The following is an 18,809-nucleotide window of genomic DNA, read 5'->3' as shown; positions in this document are numbered from 1 at the left end:
TTTTGATTTATTGAAAGAATTTAAAAAACGTGGTAATCTAAAATTAAAATATTAATTTTGAGGGAGAGGTATGAAAAAGAAGCTAGAAGTTTACAAGCATTTGAGATATAACATAAAAATGAATATGATAAATGGCCTTGCATGGGCTATAGGCTTTAATATGGTTAACCCTTTTATTGGAATATATGCCATAAAATTGGGAGCCGACGACTTTCAGGTGTCTCTTTTAAACTCTCTTCCTGCGCTTATGGTGGTAATTGGAGTAATTCCTGTAACTTATTTGATTAATAGCTTAAAGGATGTTCATAAATTTGCTTATACAGTACTGTATATTGCACGAACTTTTTATTTTTTGCTTGCTCTTGCTCCGTTTTTTAATAAAGAGCTCCAACCGTGGGTGGTAGTCGTGTTGGTGGGAGTAATGAATTTACCTTCTATGGCAGTTGGTATGTGTTGGCAGTCTTTTATGAGTGAATTAATTCCTCCAGAATATAGAAGTAAAGTTTTCGCTGATAGAAATTTTTGGACGACAATTGTGGCAACAATTACAGTTTTGGTAACAGGATGGTTGCTTGATAAAATAGTTTTCCCTATTAATTATCAAGTAGTATTTACTGTTGCATTTATTTTCGGATTAATAGAATCTTATTATTTTTCAAGGTTTCATGTAGTAGAAAGGGATTTGGATGAAGCCAAGTCCGGAAGTTTTTATGAAGCTTTTAGAAACATGTTTGAGTCTAAGAAATTCATATATTTTAATGTAACTTCTTTTATATATTATTTTGCATGGATGATGGCTTGGCCCATTTTTACCATATATAAGGTAAATTTTTTGCATGCTAACAATGCATGGATGAGTATATTTACTATTGTTTCCTCTATTGGTTCTATTTTAGCTTTTTACAAATGGGCTGACCTGTCCAACAAAAGGGGAAACGGATTTGCTGTTGCATTAAGTGCATTGCTTCTAGGATTTATTCCCCTCATGTGGGCTACAGCTAAAAACCTTTATGTTGGCGCTATTTTTGATTTTTTAGGGGGTATAGCTGTAGGAGGTTATAACATGTTGCTCTTAAATTGGCTGTTAGAGCTTTTACCTCCTACTTCAGAAAAAATGAGTTACATCGCCGTGTTTACACTAATTACTCAAATTTCCGCTTTTATTGCTCCTATGTTTGGAATGTGGCTTTATACACAAATGGGTTATGTAGCTTTTATGATTTTAACAGGTATTGCAAGAATAGTAGTGAGTATTTTGTACTTTTTAGTAGCTAATTATGAAGATGAGATTAAAGAAATTGAAGCAAAGCAAGGAGGAAAAGTATGAGATATATTACTGCAGGGGAATCCCATGGGGAAGCTTTAATTGCTATTATTGAAGGCCTTCCATCAAATCTCTTTATTGACGTAGAATTTATAAATAATGAGCTTAAAAGAAGGCAAGGGGGTTATGGAAGAGGGGGAAGAATGGCTATTGAAAAAGATGAAGTACACATCTTGAGTGGAGTAAGACATGGCAAGACTATCGGAGCACCTCTTACATTGGAGATTATAAATAGAGATTATACAAATTGGAAAGATAAAGAAATTCCGCCTATAACAAGACCACGCCCTGGTCATGCAGACCTTGCAGGAGCAATAAAGTACAATCAGAGAGATTTGAGAAATATTTTGGAACGTTCAAGTGCGAGAGAGACAGCTGCGAGAGTGGCAGTAGGAAGTGTAGCAAAATTGCTTCTTAAAGAATTAAATATATTCATAAAGAGTAAAGTTTTAGAAATAGGTGGAATAACAGTTGAAGAAGAGTGGCCAAAGATTATTGAAGCAGCTAAATCAAAAGGAGATACCTTAGGAGGTATAATAGAAATAGTAATAGAGGGTGTGCCAATTGGTTTGGGAAGTCATGTGCAATGGGACAGAAAATTAGATGCGCTTTTAGCTTATCATGTCATGAGTGTACAGGCGATTAAGGCTGTAGAAATAGGCTTGGGTTTTGAAGCAGCAAGAAAACCTGGCTCTTTAGTCCATGATGAAATATATTATGACGAAGAAAGAGGATTTTATAGGAAGACCAACAATGCAGGAGGAATTGAAGGTGGAATTTCAAATGGAAATCCTATAGTTATAAGAGCTGCTATGAAGCCAATTCCTACTCTTTTAAAACCCCTTACTTCTATTGACATAAATACTAAAGAGGAAGTAAAAGCTGCTTATGAGCGTTCAGATGTGACTGCTGTTGAAGCTGCTGCCTGTGTTTTAGAAGCAGTTTGTGCTTGGGTGATTGCTGATGAATGCCTTAAAAAATTTGGCGGTGATTCAATTGAGGAACTAAAGAAAAATTATGATGCATATTTAGTATATGTAAAAAATTTTTAAATCTCCAAAATGGAGGTTATTTGACTAAAAGATTAGCAAAGGCAATCTAAAATAATTATTGACAAAAAAATAAAATAATGATAAACTAAAAAAGCGAATAAGTAGAAGCGCCCGCTTCTCACCTTTCACCGCCGGTGCAAAGGTTTCATAAAATGGACTTATTTTTTATAAGGGAGTGAAGCGGGTACGTTTGTATCCGCTTTTATTTTTTCACAAATTTTAGGAGGTGCGTATTTATTAACAAAGAGCTGCAGGTCAATGAGGAAATAAGGGACAAGGAAGTAAGGTTAATCGATCAGGATGGAAAGCAAATAGGTATTATGTCTGCCAAGGAAGCTTACAAAATTGCACAAGAGCGACATCTTGATTTGGTTAAGATTGCCCCGCAAGCCAATCCGCCTGTGTGTAAATTGATGGATTTTGGTAAGTACAGATATGAGCTTAGCAAAAGGGAAAAAGAGGCAAAGAAAAAGCAAAAAGTGATAAATGTAAAAGAAATAAGGATGTCTCCGACTATTGAAGACCATGACTTTGCTGTAAAATTAAAAAGTGCTATTAAATTTTTAAAAGAAGGAAACAAAGTAAAAGTTACCATAAGATTTAGAGGAAGAGAAGCAACTCATACGGGAATAGCTGAAGAAGTTTTAAATAGATTTGCTCAGCAGATTAGTGAATATGGTGTTGTAGAAAAAGCTCCTGACATGGAGGGGCGAAATTTAATGATGGTATTAACACCTAAAAATTAACAATGTTGCCATAAGGAGGATTAAATTATGCCTAAAATGAAGACTCATAGAGGAGCAGCAAAAAGATTTAAAGTATTAAAATCTGGTAAAGTTAAAAGAGCAAGAGCTTATAAAAGCCATCTTTTGACAAAGAAAAATGCAAAGAGAAAAAGAAGATTGAGAAAAGCTACTTATTTTGTAGGTGCAGACGCAAAAAATATCAAACGTCTATTACCCTATGCATAACGGATTAGGAGGTTTTTAAAATGGCAAGAGTAAAATTTGGTAAAGTAACCAGAAGAAGACGCAAAAAAATATTAAAACTTGCAAAAGGTTATTACGGCGCAAAGAGCAAGTTGTTCAGAGTTGCTAATCAAGCTGTAATGAAATCATTGAAGTACGCTTATATAGGCAGAAAGTTAAGAAAGAGAGATTTTAGAAAGCTTTGGATAACGAGGATAAATGCAGCTGCAAGAGCTAATGGGATTTCTTACAGCAGGTTTATAAATGGTCTCAAGAAGGCGGGAATAGAAATTAATAGAAAAATGTTGTCTGAAATGGCAATAAACGACGCAAAAGCTTTTGAAGAATTAGTAAACATAGCTAAACAACAGTTAAATGCATAAGGCCGATTTATGGCCTTTTGCTTTACTTACCCTTTTGAAGTACTTTTAAAGCAGTGATAACGATGTTTATAAAAAGTGAAAACAATGAACTAATAAAAAAAATCAAAAAGCTTAAAGACAAAAAAGAGCGTTACGAGGAAGGTTTGTTTTTTGTAGAGGGTACCACAAATGTTTTAGAAGCTTTAAATAGCAATTTTGAGATAGAGTACATAGTAATGTCAGAAAGCTTTAAAGAAGATATACCCTTTAAAAAGGATAAGATAGTACATACGACTGATTCTGTCTTTAAAAAGATAAGCGACACTGTGACTCCTCAGATGATAATGGCGGTTATAAAAATTCCTGAATATGATGAAAATATTTATATAAAAGAAAATGGTATTTATGTAATAGCAGATAATGTACAAGACCCAGGGAATTTGGGGACGATTATAAGGTCAGCTGACGCTTTTGGTGCTACCGCTGTTTTTACTATAAACAATTCAGTAGACGTGTTTAACCCAAAAGTTTTAAGGGCTACTATGGGTTCTATTTTTCACATTCCTGTTATACCTACATCAAAAGAAGTTGTATTAAAGCTTAAAGCAAAGGGTATAAAAGTCTTTGCCACTCATTTAAGAGCAAAAAAATTGGTTCACCAGTGCAACATTGACGACAAAGTGGCGTTTGTCTTGGGGAATGAATCAAAAGGAGTGAGTATTGAAGATTTAGTAGACGACTTTGTGAAAATACCTATGACAGGGGAGGCAGAATCTTTAAATGTTTCAATCGCTGCTGCTATCTTTTTATACGAATCTCAAAGGCAAAGGTTGATAAAACAAGAATAAGATGATATAATTTTTGAAAAATAATAATATTGTAAAATGCTATGAAGGAGTAAAGTACATTATCGAAAATCACAGGGAGATAACACCATAGACTGAGAGTGTTATCGTTAGGTAGATAATGGAAAGTTCTCTCCGGAGCAGCGTGCTGAACTAATAGTAGGCATTGCCGGTAATACCGTTATCTAAATGAGTGAGCATTTTTTATAAAATGCTAATTTAGGTGGTACCGCGGATTCTTCGTCCTATTGACGGAGGATTTTTTATTTTAACTAATATACCAAAAGAGGGGTTGGTTTAAAGATGGAAGAATTGTTGCGCAAGCTTTATGAAGATGCACAAAAAGAAATTCTGTCAGCCGATAGTTTACAGCAAATTGAAAACTTAAGAGTTAAATACTTAGGTAAAAAGGGCGAATTGACGCAAATTTTAAGGGGAATGGGAAGTTTAAAGCCTGAAGAAAGACCTGTAATTGGTCAAATTGCCAATGAAGTTAGAGAGAAAATTGAGGGTTTACTCACAGAAACAAAAAATAAAATTGCCCAATTAGAAAAAGAAAAGAGGATAAAAAGTGAGTACATAGACATAACTATGCCGGGTAAACCTTATGAGTACGGTCACAAACATCCCATGACACAAGTATTGGATGAAATTAAAAAGATATTTTTAGGATTAGGCTTTTCTATTGCAGAAGGGCCAGAAATAGAGTTTACTTATTACAACTTTGAGGCATTAAATACTCCAGAGGACCATCCAGCTAGAGACTTACAGGATACCTTTTATGTGACTTCTGATATACTTTTGAGGACTCAAACATCCCCGGTACAAGTAAGGACTATGGAGAAAAATAAGCCTCCAATAAGAGTTATATCTCCTGGAAGAGTTTATAGGTCAGACGAAATAGATGCTACGCATTCTCCAGTATTTCATCAGATGGAAGGGCTTGTAGTTGATGAAGGAATAACTATGGGAGATTTAAAAGGGGTTTTAAATATATTTGCAAAGAAGTTTTTCGGAGAAGATACCAATACCAAATTTAGACCACATTATTTTCCTTTTACTGAGCCCAGTGCCGAAATGGATGTCAGCTGTTTTGCTTGTGGTGGAAAAGGCTGCAGAGTTTGCGGTTATACAGGATGGATTGAAATTTTAGGTGCTGGAATGGTTCATCCCAATGTTTTAAGGATGTCGGGAATTGACCCTGAAAAATACAGTGGATTTGCCTTTGGATTAGGGATAGACAGAATTACCATGCTTAAATACGGAATAGATGATTTGAGACTTCTTTTTGAAAATGATTTAAGATTTATACAACAGTTTTAAAGGGGTGGTAGTATGTTAGTATCGCTTTCATGGTTAAAAGAATTTGTGGATATAGATGAAGATGCAAAAACTATTGCTGAAGGCCTTACTATGTCAGGGTCAAAAGTAGAGACAATTATAAGTTACGGCAAAGAAATCTCAAACGTCGTTATAGGCCAAATCGTATCTTTAGAGAAACACCCTAATGCTGATAAATTATTGGTAGGCATTGTTGACATAGGAAGTAATAAATTACAAATTGTTACAGGAGCGCAAAACATAAAAGAAGGAGACTACATACCGGTAGCACTTCATGGCGCAACTCTTCCTGGAGGAGTTAAGATAAAAAGAGGCAAATTAAGAGGAATAGAATCCAATGGCATGATGTGTTCTGCTGAAGAGTTGGGACTTGATGAGAGTTTATTGCCAGAATATCAAAGAAACGGAATTTTTATATTGCCACCTTTTCCTTTGGGGACGGACATAAATGAAGCTATTCAGTTGAAGGATGATGTGTTAGAATTTGAAATAACTCCCAACAGAGCTGATTGCTTGTCAATGGTGGGAATAGCCAGAGAGACAGCAGCTACTTTTAGAAAGAGGCTAAAAATGCCTGTTGTAGAGGTTAAAGAAAGCGAAGAACAAAATCCTGCAAAAGTGACTATTGAGGCTACGGATTTATGCTTTAGATATGTGGCAAGGGTCGTTAAGAATGTGAAGATAGGTCCTTCTCCTATGTGGATGCAGATGCGTCTTTTAAAAGCTGGAATAAGACCTATAAATAACGTGGTGGATGTTACAAACTATGTGATGTTGGAATTAGGTCAGCCCTTACACGCTTTTGACTTGGACAAAGTTGAAAACAAGCATATAATTGTGAGAAGGGCAAAAGAAGGAGAAAAATTAGTTACATTAGATGGAAAAGAGAGAACTTTAGACAGCTCAATGTTGGTTATTGCTGATGAGAAAAAAGCTATAGGTCTTGCCGGTGTAATGGGTGGGGAAAACACAGAGATAACTGACACTACCGTAAACATTTTGATAGAAAGTGCTAATTTTAAAGGAAGCAATATACGCTATACTTCTAAAAAATTAGGACTGAGAAGTGAAGCATCTTCCAGGTTTGAAAAAGGGTTGGACCCTGAAATCACTGTTTTGGCTTGTGAAAGAGCAGCGCAGCTTATGGAAAAATACTGCGGTGGTACAGTGTTAAAAGGGCTTATTGATGAGTATCCTAAGCCAATTGAGAAGATTGTTGTAAATGTCAAGCCTGACAGAATCAATAAATTTTTAGGCACTGATATTCCGGTATCTCAAATGATTGAAATATTAGAGTCTTTGGAGTTTAAAGTTGTGCAAAAAGGCGATGACCTTGAGATAACAGTTCCGCATTTTCGTAGAGATGTGACAATGGAGGCAGACATTGCAGAAGAAATAGCGAGGTTATTTGGATACAACAACATACAAGATAGCTTAATAAAAAACGCTCAAACGACATTGGGGGCAATGTCAAAAGAACAGGAATTAGAGGAAAAAATAAAAGAAGTGCTGTTGGCTTGCGGATTGAATGAAATAGTTACGATGTCTTTTATGGGAAGCAAAGACTTAGATAAAATCAATGTGCCTTTAGACAGTCCATTGAGAAAAGCAGTTAAAATTATAAATCCTTTGGGAGAAGACCAAAGCCTTATGAGGACTACTCTGATACCTTTTATGCTAAATGTGGCTTATACTAATTACAGCAGAAAAGTACAGGATTTTAGAGTTTTTGAAATGTCTAAAGTGTTTATTCCAAAAGAATTGCCTTTAAAAGAGCTTCCAGAAGAAATAAAAACCGTCGTAATAGGTATGTACGGAGAGGATGTAGATTTTTATTCCTTAAAAGGAATAGTAGAAACGCTACTTAAGGCTATGAACATAAAAGGGGTGGAATACGTTAGAGCAGAAAATCCTGTATATCATCCGGGTAGGTCTGCGAAAATTCTTTTAGGTGATGAGGAATTAGGAACAATCGGTGAAATTCACCCTGATGTTTTAGAAAATTATGATATACCTGTTAGAGTTTATGGCGGGGAAATAAATCTCGACAAAGTGATAAAACATGCCAATGCAGAAAAGAAATATAAACCCCTTCCTAAGTATCCAGCAGTAGAAAGAGACATTGCCGTTTTGGTAGATGAAGAAGTTTTTGTAAAAGATGTAGAAAAAGTTATAGTTGAAACAGGAGGAGAGCTTATAGATAAGGTTGAATTGTTTGATGTGTACAAAGGTGCTAATATTCCACAAGGGAAAAAGAGTGTAGCATTTTCTATTTGGTACAGGTCCTATGATAGAACTTTGACAGATGAAGAAGTGAATGTAATCCACAATAACATCGTAGAAGCGCTTTCTAAAAAACTCGGAGCGCAATTAAGATAAAAAAGGCCTTTATGGTCTTTTTTATCTTAATTTAAGGAGGTAGGTAACAGTTGAAGATAGTCATGCAAAGTGGTATAATTTTAATTGGGTGATAATAAATGTTACTAAGCATGCAAAAAGTAAAGGAAATGTACTCAATTAGTCGAAGAACACTTATAAACTGGGAAAAGGAAGGATTAATAACACCTGTGAGAACTCCAAAAGGCATCAGAAGGTATAAAAAAGAAGATATAGAGGAGTTATTAGGCATGCTGGAAGAAAAACCAAAACCTAAAGTGAGTGTCCACAAAGAAACAAGAAGAATATCTTAAGAATCAAATTAGAAGGCTTGAAGAATACGCTAATTCCAAAGGATGGCAGTATGAAGTCATACATGAGATAGCAAGTGGGGTAAATGAAATAAAGAGCTAGCAGAAGACTTAATAGCAATAGTAACATCTTTCGCAGCAAGAATTTACGGGCAAAGGGGCAAAAAACATGATAGTGATACAGGCTAAACTTATTTTTCTAAATCAACAAGCCAAACAAATAGTATTAGACTTAATGAGAAGATGGTCATCCTGCATGAGATTTGCATATAACAGACTTTTAGAAGGAGAAAAAAGAGCAGATTTAAAAAGAAAGTTACCCCAGGTATTCAATTTAAACTCAAGATATGTAGATGATGCAATAATGAAAGCAAGGAGTACACTGGAATCTGCGAAAGAACTAGGTAAAAGTCCAAGAAAAGTCATTTTTGGCGGGAAAAAACTGTTTAGAAAACTTCAAAAACATCATTTAAATGGTAAAGCATATAAAAAATTAAAAATTAGGTGGCAGGAGAAAAGAAAAGGAAATCTCTATTCAAGAGGGGATAAAAGCAAAAAAGGAAATCTCAACACAAGAATAGAAGTAAGAAAAAACGGCACTTTCTTAAGGATAAATGTAGGGGAAAGAAAATATGTATACGCCAAATAGAAGCAGGCTACAAAAAGAATAAAAAAAGAAAAGAACTCCTGCAGGAAATTGCCCAATCAAACATACCATACTCTGTAGAACTAAAACTCAAAAATGGCAGCATATGCGCCTATTTTGCCATTGAAGAAGAATATCCAGAAATAAAAATAACAAAAGAAAAAGGAATCATAGGAATAGATGTGAACGCATATCCGGACAACATATCATGGGCAGAAGTAGATGAAAAAGGAAATCTAATAAGCTATGGCAGTATACCAATGCCGGAACTTGCAAGCGGCAATTCAGATAAAAGAGAGTATTTCAGATGGCAGTATGCTCATGAGATAGTAAAGATAGCAAAAGAAAAAAGAAAAGCAATAGTAATTGAAAAATTAGACATAAAAAACAAAGGAGAAAAAGGAGACTTTTCAGGCAAAAAGTCAAGGAGAATAAGACATAACTTTAGCTACAAATCCCTTTTAAAAAAGATAAAAATTTTAGCAAAAAAGGAAGGGATAGAAGTAATAGAAGTCAATCCTTCTTACACCTCAATAATAGGCATGTTAAAATATGCGCCGCAGTATATGATAACAAAAGACATAGCAGCAGCTTATGTAATAGCAAGAAGAGGATTAGGCAGAGAAGAAAAGATACCAGACAATTATATAAAGTTTCTTAACGCACTAACTATAGATGAATTAGAAGAATTAAAAAAGCATGTAAAGAAAACAGTCAGGAACAAGCAGTTGAAGAAAAAACACTTAAAAGAGATAAATAAAGCAATAGAATTTCTACAAAGCCTTGAGAGTGAGCCAGGAAGGGTACTAAAACCTCTGGATGGAACAAGTTTTAGTGCCCATGATTTCTGGCAAGTTCTCAAGGTAGCGGTGGTAACTCCACTCTCCCCTGAGAAGGTGCCAAGAGACTTCTCTGCCCTAAAAAAGCTGTTAATTCAGGGCAAGTGGGGAGACCCATAAAGGCGCGAGTCCCTGCTTCTTGGGGCAGGGGCTATGGCTTTCCCAAAAACCGCCTGCTGGGGCTGGGAAAGTCTGAAGGGTGGACTACAAATACCCCAGCTGCCCAAACTGCACAGTTTTGCACAGTTTTGGTAACCAGGAAATTTTGATTAAATGTAGAAGTAAATAAAATAACAAATGAGTTAAGGGGATGTTTTTGTGGAACTCAATAAAGTTACTGTAACTATAAATGGAAATGAATACATATTGAAATCTGATTATCCTGAAGAGCATGTCATAAAGCTTGCTAATTATGTAGATAATGTAATTAAAGAGTTATCTGAAAGCTATAAAAAGTTGTCACAGCAGCATTTGCTGATATTGGCTGCTTTAAATATTGCAGATGAACTTTTTATAGCAAAAGAGGAGAATAATGCTATCAAAAAAGAAATGTTATCATTAAAGGCGGAGATTAATGAAAAAAATCAATACATAATGCAGTTAGAAGATGAACTTTCAAAAACCAAAGAAGAACTTTTAAATACTCAAGAGGAGTTTCGCCAATTTATAGAAACATTTGATAAAGAGGAATAAAAGGTGATTTGATGAAAAAAGTTGAGTTATTAGCTCCAGCAGGGAACTTTGAAGCGTTAGTAAGTGCAGTAAATGAAGGATGTGATGCGGTATATTTAGGTGGCAAAAACTTTGGAGCAAGGGCATATGCTGTAAATTTTGACAATAAATCCTTAAAAGCTGCTGTGGAGTTTTGCCACTTAAGGGATGTCAAAGTATATGTTACGGTTAATACCCTTATATTAAATGAAGAGTTTAAAGAGCTTGTAGACTATCTGGATTTTTTGTATGCAATAGGTGTTGATGCAGTTATTGTCCAAGATATAGGAGTGTTAAAGCTTTTAAAAGAATATTATCCCGATTTAAAAGTTCATGCCAGCACGCAGATGACAGTTCACAATTTGGAAGGAGTCCAAGAATTAGCTGAGCAAGGCATTTCGCGTGTAATTTTGTCAAGAGAGCTTACTTTAAAAGAGATAAAACATATAGCTTATAATTATTCTCCTCTTGAAATAGAAGTATTTGTCCACGGAGCTCTTTGCGTCAGTTATTCTGGACAATGTTTTATGAGTAGCTTAATAGGCGGAAGAAGTGGCAACAGGGGTAAATGTGCCCAACCTTGCCGTTTAAAATATTCTCTTGTGAACAAAGAAGGAAAAGTTTTAAAAAAGGATTTACATCTTTTGAGCATGGTGGACTTGTGTACACTAGAATACTTGCCCCAACTTGTTGAAGCTGGTGTTTCTTCTTTTAAGATAGAGGGCAGGATGAAAAACGCTGAGTATGTCGCATCAGTCGTGAGAGCTTACAGAAATGCCATTGACAGTTTTTATAAAGGAGATCATTTTGACTACAATAAGGCAATAGAAGAGATGTCAAGGATTTTCAACAGAGGTTTTTCAACGGGATATCTTTTTGAAGACAAGCCTTCAAAAATGAGTTATATCACTCCCAAAAATACAGGTGTTGCTGTAGCAAAGGTAATTGAAACAAAACCAAAGGATGCAAAATTGCAACTTATTAGGGATATTGCAAAAGGAGACGGCATTTCTGATATAAAAGGAGAAAACGGCCAAAAAGTAGATGTAATAATAAAGAATGGCAAAACTGTAGATAGGGCTTACGCTGGTGATATAATCGAAATACCTTTAAAATTTTTTGTTCAAAAAGGAGATATATTAAATAAAACTTATGATGTACTGCTGAATAATGAGTTAAAAAACTTAGCACCTAAAAAACTTCCTATAGAAGTTTACGCTGTATTAAAAAAATCGCAACCTTTGTATTTAAAAGTTAAAGAAGGGATGCATCAAGTAGAAACTTGCAGTGAAGAGAGAGCACAACCGGCTCTAAAAACTTCTATTGACAGAAAATTTTTGATTGATAAACTCAGCCAAATAAATGATACACCTTTTTATGTTGATAAAATACATGTAGAAGTAGAGGACGGCCTTTACATGTCAGTTAAAAATATAAAAGAAACGCGAAGAAAAGCGATTGAAACGTTAGAAAAGTTAAAGATTGAGTCTTGTAAAAGAGAAACTAAAAGGACTCCTTTTGAGTTGCCGGAATTCAAAAGCAAAAATACAAAGGATGTGACTTTGACTTTTTATACTGACAAAATAAACCATTTAAAAATAGCATGCGATTTAGGTATAAAATACGTGTATTTCAATTACAAATTTGACATAAGCCTTTTTAAAAAGGCTTTGGAATGGGCGCAGAATTTCGATACAACTGTTATACCTGCTTTTCCTTCTATACTGAGAGAGGAAATAAATGATGTTAAAATGCAATTGGACCTTCTTAAATATTTGAATGTAAAGAAGGTTTTAATTTCTAATCTAGGACTTTACCACATTGCAAAAGACTACGATTTTGAACTGTTTATTGACTATCCAATGAATATCTTTAACAGTCTAAGTGTGGAATATTTTAAACCTTATGCTGTGACTTTGTCTTATGAGCTTACATTGGAACAGATGAAAGACATTATAAAAAGAAGTGATGTTAAATTTGAAGCTGTGGTATATGGAAGGCTTCCTCTCATGACAATGGAATACTGCCCTATAAGAAATACAATAGGGTGCGATAAAAAAAGGTGTGAGGAAGGTTACTATTTTCTCAAAGATAGAAAAGGGAGGCTTATGCCTCTTAAAAATGACGGTTTTTGCAGAATACAAATACTCAATTCAGATGTGCTCTTCATGGTTCAATATTTAAATCAGCTTAAAGAGGCAGGCCTTTCATTTTTGAGAATTAATGATACAATAGAAGAAGATGAAGAGATAAAAGAGGTTTTAAAATTACACATAAAAGCGTTAGAAGGCGAGAATATTCAAATTCCACATGGGAAATATACTAAAGGACATTTTTACAGAGGAGTTTTGTGATGGTGAGGGCGATTAACAATAAAACTGCAAAAAGTCTTGAATTTGACAAAATAGTCAATCTCATTAAAGATTATTGCGATTCAGAGTTAGGTAAACAAAAAGCGATAAATATCCAAATAAAAAAAGATGCGGAAGATATAAATAAAGACCTTGATATTTTAAATGAAGCCGTATCTTTTATGTCTTCTTATGGTGGCATTTCTTTTGAATTTGATGATGTGACGGACTTTATGAAAAAAGCTGAGCTTGATTCTATACTTTACAACAAAGAGCTTTTAAAGATAAAGAGAGTCTTAAGTTTAGTAAGTCGTATAAAAGGATATTTTAAAAATCTTGATGATAGTGAGAGATTTTTAAGATTGAAAGACTACAACAGAAAATTGATACCTGTTAAAGAATTAGAAAAGAAAATTGACAGTATTATTATTTCAGAGGAGGAAATTGCAGATGATGCATCGCCTTTGCTTAAAAGTCTAAGAAGGCAAAAATTGAACATAAACGAAAAAATAAAAGCTACTTTAAATTCAATAATATCCAGCCGACAAAAAGAGCTTCAAGAGCCTATAATAACGATAAGACAGGGTAGATACGTTGTACCGGTAAAACATGAATACCGGGGTGTTTTTAAAGGAATTGTCCATGACCAATCTTCCAGTGGAGCTACTCTTTTTATTGAACCTATGCAAGTAGTCGATTTAAACAACGAGCTGAGGCAGTTGGAGATAAAAGAACAACAAGAAATACAGCGGATACTTCAAGAATTATCACAAGATGTTAAGGAAAATGCTAAAACTTTGTATAATGACATAGAAGTACTTGCTGAGTTAGATTTTATTTTTGCGAAAGCCAAGTATTCTTTGAAGTTAAATGCCACAAGGCCAGAAATAAACACAATGGGATATATAAATTTAAAAAAAGCAAGGCATCCTCTCATAAGTCCGGATACAGTAGTGCCAATAGACATACACATTGGGGACCAGTTTAATACACTTGTTATAACTGGACCAAACACTGGCGGCAAAACTGTCACTTTAAAAACAGTGGGGCTTTTGACTCTCATGACTATGGCAGGGCTTAATATTCCTGCAGAAGAAAAATCGCAGGTATCTGTCTTTGAGGAGGTTTTTGTAGATATAGGGGATGAGCAAAGTATTGAGCAAAGCTTAAGCACTTTTTCTTCTCACATGACAAACATTGTAAGTATTCTCAAAAAAGTTAACAAAAATTGTCTCGTGCTGATGGATGAGTTGGGGGCAGGGACTGACCCTGTCGAAGGTGCGGCTTTAGCTATGAGCATTCTTGATACGCTGCATAAAATTGGCGCAAAGACCATAGCTACTACCCATTACAGCGAGCTAAAGCAGTACGCATTAAAGACTGAAGGAGTGGAAAACGCCAGTGTTGAATTTGACGTTGAAACGTTAAAACCCACCTACAGGCTTTTGATAGGGCTTCCGGGTAAAAGTAACGCCTTTGAAATATCTAAAAGGCTAGGGCTTACAGAAGAAATTATAGAGAATGCCAGAAGATATATATCAGGAGAAGCTTTAAAATTTGAGGATATAATAACAGACCTTGAGACCAAAAGAAAAGAGTTAGAGAGAGCAAACCACGAAATAGCAGTTTTAAAAAGAGATATAGAGGCTTTAAAAGAAGAGTTGGAAAAGGAGAAGAAAAAATTACAAGCAGAGAAAGATAAAATAATAAACAATGCAAAAGAAAAAGCACGAAAAATAATACAAGATGCCAAAGCTACTGCTGATGAAATAATTGATAAAATAAAAGAAGCAGAAAAAGCGGAAAGCAAAGACAGAATTATACAAACTGTGAGAGAAAAAATAAAGAAAAATATGGAGGAATTAGAGCGTGAGATTTCCACCCCCAAAGAGATTACTTACAGTAAGATTCCTGACAGAGTAAAGGAAGGGCAAACTGTGTATATAGTACCTCTTGACCAGAATGGGATAGTATTGTCTCCTCCCGATAAATCCGGAAATGTAGAAGTGCAAGCAGGAATTTTGAAGATGAATGTTCATATAAGCAATTTGAGAATTGTGGAGGACTCGCAAGAAGAGGAAGCTAAAAAAGGTTACAGCAGGTTTATAAACGAAAAGTCTCAGACTGTAAGTACTTCAATAGATTTGAGAGGGAAAAATTTAGATGATGCCTTAATAGAAGTTGAGAAATACATAGATGATGCTTATTTAGCGGGACTCAAGCAAGTTACAATAATTCATGGAAGAGGTACAGGGACATTAAGGGCTGGAATATTTCAATTTTTGCGGGGAAACAAATATGTCAAGTCTTTTAGATTAGGCAAATACGGTGAAGGTGGCGACGGAGTTACAATAGTGGAATTGAGTGAAAAGTAGGGGATGATTATGTACCTTGTCAGTGCGTGTCTTGCAGGCATAAATTGCAAATACGATGGAGGAAACAACTTAAAAGAAGAGATAAAAAAATTGGTGGGAGAAGGCAAGGCTATCTTGGTATGTCCAGAGCAGTTAGGGGGGCTTCCAACTCCTCGATTGCCTTCCGAAATAAGAGGGGACAAAGTATTTGACATTGAAGGCAAGGAAGTAACAGAGAATTTTTACAGAGGAGCCTACGAAACCTTAAAAATAGCTAAAATGTACGGTATAACACAAGCTATTTTTAAAGCCAAAAGTCCTTCTTGTGGTTGTGGCAAAATTTATGATGGAACTTTTTCTGGAAATTTGATTGAAGGAGATGGGATAACCACAAGAGTGTTGAGGAAACATGGGATTTCTGTGATGACAGAACATGACTTTTATAAAATGATAAAAAATGAGTAACCAAAACACTTCCTCTAACATAAAATGTAGGGGAGGTGTTTTTATTGAGAAGGAAAAAGTGGGGCTCAAGGCGGACTAATTCGTTTTACATATATTTACTTTATGCAGCTATTGTATTATTAATTTTCTACTATTTTACAGAATATAGGTTAAAACCGGCAATTATAGCGGTGAGTGATACTTTAGCCAGAGAAACAGCAGTAAATACCATAAATAATGCCATAAATGAGAAAGTGCTAAAAGGAATAGAATACAAGGACTTAATTTATGTAAGAACAGACAATAATGGAAAAATATCTATGCTACAGGCGAATACCATAGAGATGAACCTTTTAGCTTCAAAGGTTACTAAAGAAGTAAAAGAAAATCTCAATAATTTGGGCCCTTTGTACGCCAAAATTCCTTTAGGTTCAGTTTTTTCTACAGATTTGTTTGCTAATGCAGGACCTAAGATAAAAGTAGGGCTTTTGCCAGTAGGAGCGGTGGATGTGGATTTTAGTTCACAATTTGAACCAGCTGGCATAAATCAGACGAGACATAGGATATATTTAGACATACAGACTACTATAAGGATAATTGCACCTCTCGCATCAGATAAAATAACCGTTACTCTTCACATGCCTATAGCCGAAAGCATAATAGTAGGAGATGTGCCAAATAGTTATGTGGACGTAAATGGAGATAAGTATACTGTACCAGTGCCTTCAGAATCAGGTTCAAAAATAAATATACAAAAATAACTATTGAAATTTTATCATAATGTGATATAATAAAAAGCGTGTGATAAGTGGGGGTGTAGCTCAGTTGGGAGAGCACCTGCCTTGCAAGCAGGGGGTCAGGAGTTCGAATCTCCTCATCTCCACCATTTTATTAGAAAGCATAAAGTACCCGTAAGGGTATTTTTTTCTTTTTTTCTTTAGAATAGCAATTTTTTCTTTAAAATGCAGGAATTTTTCATTTTTTATCGAATTATTAAAGAGATGGTGCTCAAAGAGGTGAATTGTGATGAATACCAACGCAGAATTTACTTACAAAAAAAGGCTGGATAACATAGTCGAAAAAACTATTGAAGTAATAGAAAGTAGCAAAGAGCAAATTTTCGATATTTTGGAAAAGGCAAAAGAAGAAGTAAGGAAGTTGGAGGCACAACTGGAGGAATTAAAAATTCAAGTGATAAATGTCATAAAAGAAGTGGAGCTGTGCGAAAGAAAAGAAAAAAAGAGCAGATTAAAACTGGCTTTTGTAAGCAAACAATTTGGGCACCTCTCTGAACAGGCGATAAAAGAGGCCTATGAGGAAGCAAAAGAAGCTCAAATAGAGTTAGCCTTGAAAAGGCGAGAAGAAAAAGAGTTAATAGAAAAGAGAAACGAACTGGAAAGAAAGCTTGTTGACAATAAGACTATTGTTGAGAAAGCGGAAAAACTTGCATCACAAATTAGCATAGCTCTCACATACTTGAACAGCGATTTAAAAGAGATGAATACTCAACTTGAACAACTTAAAGATAAACAAACCTTGAGCATAAAAATTATTGAAGCGCAAGAAGAAGAACGCAAAAGGATCGCAAGAGAAATTCACGATGGTCCCGCTCAAGCGATGGCAAATGTGTTATTAAAATCTGAGCTTTGCGAGAAATTGATAGCTAAAGATATTGAACAGGCAAAAATTGAGCTTAAAAATTTAAAAGACATTGTTCAGCAGTCTTTAAAAGAAGTCAGAAAAATAATTTATGATTTAAGACCTTCTGCTCTTGATGATTTAGGGCTTATTCCTGCACTTTCACGGTACATAAAAAACTTTTCAGAAGAAACAGGAATTTTTGTAGATTTTACTGTTTTGTCGGATTACAAGAGGCTCAGTCCTGAAATAGAAATAACTTGTTTTAGAGTAGTTCAGGAAGCTTTGACAAATATTAAAAAGCACTCCAAGGCTGAGCATGCTTCTATAAAATTTGAGTTTGGAATGCGCTTTATAAGTATAATCATTAAAGATGATGGCATTGGATTTGATAAGGAAAATGTGGAACAGGGATATGGATTGATGGGGATGAAGGAAAGAGTAGAGATTTTAAACGGTAAATTTGAGATAAGCAGCTTTAAAAATAAAGGAACTCAAATTTACATTTCTATACCTATAAGGGGTGTTGAAGATGATCAAGTTATTGGTGGCTGATGACCATGCCTTAATACGAAAAGGGTTAGTTCAGCTTATTGAAATGGAAAAAGACATAAAGGTCATCTCGCAAGCTTCTAATGGGGAAGAGGCGTATAAGCTTACAAAAGAGTTGAAACCAGATTTGGTTCTTATGGATGTAAATATGCCAATAATCAATGGTATAAAGGCAGCTAAAATGCTGAAAGAAGAAAAACATCAAACAAAGATTTTGTTTTTGACGATATATAACGATAGGGAATATTTGGTGGAAGCGCTTAAACTGGGAGTAGAAGGGTACATATTGAAAGATGCTGAATATGACGACCTCATAAAAGCAATAAGAATCATCTACAATGGAGGAGTTTACATTCATCCTTCTTTAATGGAAGAAATAGATAATGTAGACCACGAAAATTTGAAGAAAGAACTAACGGCAAGAGAGATAGAAATTCTTACGCTCATTTCAAAAGGCTATAGCAATAAAGAAATTGCCCAAAAATTATTTTTGAGCGAAAAAACAGTAAAAAATCACGTTTACAATATTTTCAAAAAATTGGATGTAAAAGATAGGACTAAAGCGGCCATATATATGCTAAAAAATGGAACAATTTTACAAAATTGACAGACTATAAACAAAGTCACATTTAAAAAGTCTCCGCTTTTATGCGTAAAGTGCATTGCGGAAGTATCTTATTACATATCAAAAAGGT

At 34.8% G+C, this 18,809-nt stretch carries 15 protein-coding genes, 1 tRNA gene, 2 pseudogenes and 2 other annotated features; all 18 genes and pseudogenes read left to right on the top strand.

All coding sequences use genetic code 11. The features are described 5' to 3' along the window. Positions 1 to 70: 70 nt before the first annotated feature. Positions 71 to 1,327 carry an MFS transporter gene (locus TKV_RS07750; RefSeq protein ID WP_049685459.1) on the top strand — a complete coding sequence of 419 codons (1,257 nt, stop codon included), beginning with the start codon at positions 71 to 73 and terminating at the stop codon, positions 1,325 to 1,327. Next, a complete protein-coding gene (locus TKV_RS07745; RefSeq protein ID WP_049685458.1) occupies positions 1,324 to 2,376 on the top strand; it encodes a chorismate synthase in 1,053 nt (350 codons plus the stop codon). The genes TKV_RS07750 and TKV_RS07745 overlap by 4 nt, the downstream gene beginning before the upstream one ends. A 93-nt stretch (positions 2,377 to 2,469) precedes the next feature. Beyond that, positions 2,470 to 2,590: a sequence feature (ribosomal protein L20 leader region), on the top strand. Next, a complete protein-coding gene (gene infC / locus TKV_RS07740; RefSeq protein ID WP_084574221.1) occupies positions 2,571 to 3,122 on the top strand; it encodes a translation initiation factor IF-3 in 552 nt (183 codons plus the stop codon). Its footprint overlaps the feature before it by 20 nt. Before the next feature lie 27 nt (positions 3,123 to 3,149). After that, on the top strand, positions 3,150 to 3,347 hold the full coding sequence (gene rpmI / locus TKV_RS07735) for a 50S ribosomal protein L35 (RefSeq protein ID WP_049685456.1): 198 nt from the start codon (positions 3,150 to 3,152) through the stop codon (positions 3,345 to 3,347). Positions 3,348 to 3,367: 20 nt separating this feature from the next. Then, on the top strand, positions 3,368 to 3,727 hold the full coding sequence (gene rplT, locus TKV_RS07730) for a 50S ribosomal protein L20 (RefSeq protein ID WP_049685455.1): 360 nt from the start codon (positions 3,368 to 3,370) through the stop codon (positions 3,725 to 3,727). Positions 3,728 to 3,789: 62 nt separating this feature from the next. Next, entirely contained in the window at positions 3,790 to 4,554 is a 765-nt protein-coding gene (locus tag TKV_RS07725) for a TrmH family RNA methyltransferase (protein ID WP_049685454.1), read from the top strand. 32 nt (positions 4,555 to 4,586) lie between these two features. After that, positions 4,587 to 4,802, top strand: a binding site (T-box leader). A gap of 52 nt (positions 4,803 to 4,854) precedes the next feature. Next, the gene (gene pheS, locus TKV_RS07720) at positions 4,855 to 5,874 is read left to right on the top strand and encodes a phenylalanine--tRNA ligase subunit alpha (RefSeq protein ID WP_049685453.1); all 1,020 of its coding nucleotides are present in this window, start codon (positions 4,855 to 4,857) and stop codon (positions 5,872 to 5,874) included. A gap of 12 nt (positions 5,875 to 5,886) precedes the next feature. After that, complete coding sequence (gene pheT, locus TKV_RS07715) at positions 5,887 to 8,271, top strand: phenylalanine--tRNA ligase subunit beta (protein ID WP_049685452.1); 2,385 nt, start codon at positions 5,887 to 5,889, stop codon at positions 8,269 to 8,271. A 98-nt stretch (positions 8,272 to 8,369) separates the two neighbouring features. Continuing rightward, a pseudogene (locus TKV_RS12440) lies at positions 8,370 to 8,768 on the top strand (MerR family DNA-binding transcriptional regulator). Continuing rightward, a pseudogene (locus TKV_RS07705) lies at positions 8,749 to 10,184 on the top strand (IS200/IS605 family accessory protein TnpB-related protein). Before TKV_RS12440 ends, TKV_RS07705 begins: the two co-directional pseudogenes overlap by 20 nt. 198 nt (positions 10,185 to 10,382) lie before the next feature. Beyond that, positions 10,383 to 10,757 carry a cell division protein ZapA gene (locus TKV_RS07700; protein WP_049685451.1) on the top strand — a complete coding sequence of 125 codons (375 nt, stop codon included), beginning with the start codon at positions 10,383 to 10,385 and terminating at the stop codon, positions 10,755 to 10,757. A gap of 11 nt (positions 10,758 to 10,768) precedes the next feature. Further along, positions 10,769 to 13,129 (top strand): DUF3656 domain-containing U32 family peptidase, encoded by a 2,361-nt coding sequence (locus TKV_RS07695; RefSeq protein WP_049685450.1) that lies wholly within the window; start codon positions 10,769 to 10,771, stop codon positions 13,127 to 13,129. Further along, positions 13,129 to 15,501 (top strand): endonuclease MutS2, encoded by a 2,373-nt coding sequence (locus TKV_RS07690; RefSeq protein WP_049685449.1) that lies wholly within the window; start codon positions 13,129 to 13,131, stop codon positions 15,499 to 15,501. The genes TKV_RS07695 and TKV_RS07690 overlap by 1 nt, the downstream gene beginning before the upstream one ends. 9 nt (positions 15,502 to 15,510) lie before the next feature. Next, the gene (locus TKV_RS07685; RefSeq protein WP_049685448.1) at positions 15,511 to 15,945 is read left to right on the top strand and encodes a DUF523 domain-containing protein; all 435 of its coding nucleotides are present in this window, start codon (positions 15,511 to 15,513) and stop codon (positions 15,943 to 15,945) included. Between the two features lie 44 nt (positions 15,946 to 15,989). Next, a complete protein-coding gene (gene yunB, locus TKV_RS07680) occupies positions 15,990 to 16,685 on the top strand; it encodes a sporulation protein YunB (protein WP_049685447.1) in 696 nt (231 codons plus the stop codon). Positions 16,686 to 16,734: 49 nt separating this feature from the next. Then, a tRNA-Ala gene (locus TKV_RS07675) sits at positions 16,735 to 16,810 on the top strand. 140 nt (positions 16,811 to 16,950) lie between these two features. Continuing rightward, positions 16,951 to 18,117 (top strand): sensor histidine kinase, encoded by a 1,167-nt coding sequence (locus TKV_RS07670; RefSeq protein WP_049685446.1) that lies wholly within the window; start codon positions 16,951 to 16,953, stop codon positions 18,115 to 18,117. Next, the gene (locus TKV_RS07665) at positions 18,095 to 18,721 is read left to right on the top strand and encodes a response regulator (protein ID WP_049685445.1); all 627 of its coding nucleotides are present in this window, start codon (positions 18,095 to 18,097) and stop codon (positions 18,719 to 18,721) included. The genes TKV_RS07670 and TKV_RS07665 overlap by 23 nt, the downstream gene beginning before the upstream one ends. Positions 18,722 to 18,809: the final 88 nt, after the last annotated feature.

The organism is Thermoanaerobacter kivui (assembly GCF_000763575.1).
GTDB lineage: Bacteria > Bacillota > Thermoanaerobacteria > Thermoanaerobacterales > Thermoanaerobacteraceae > Thermoanaerobacter > Thermoanaerobacter kivui.
This window is presented reverse-complemented; position numbering and strand designations above follow the sequence as displayed.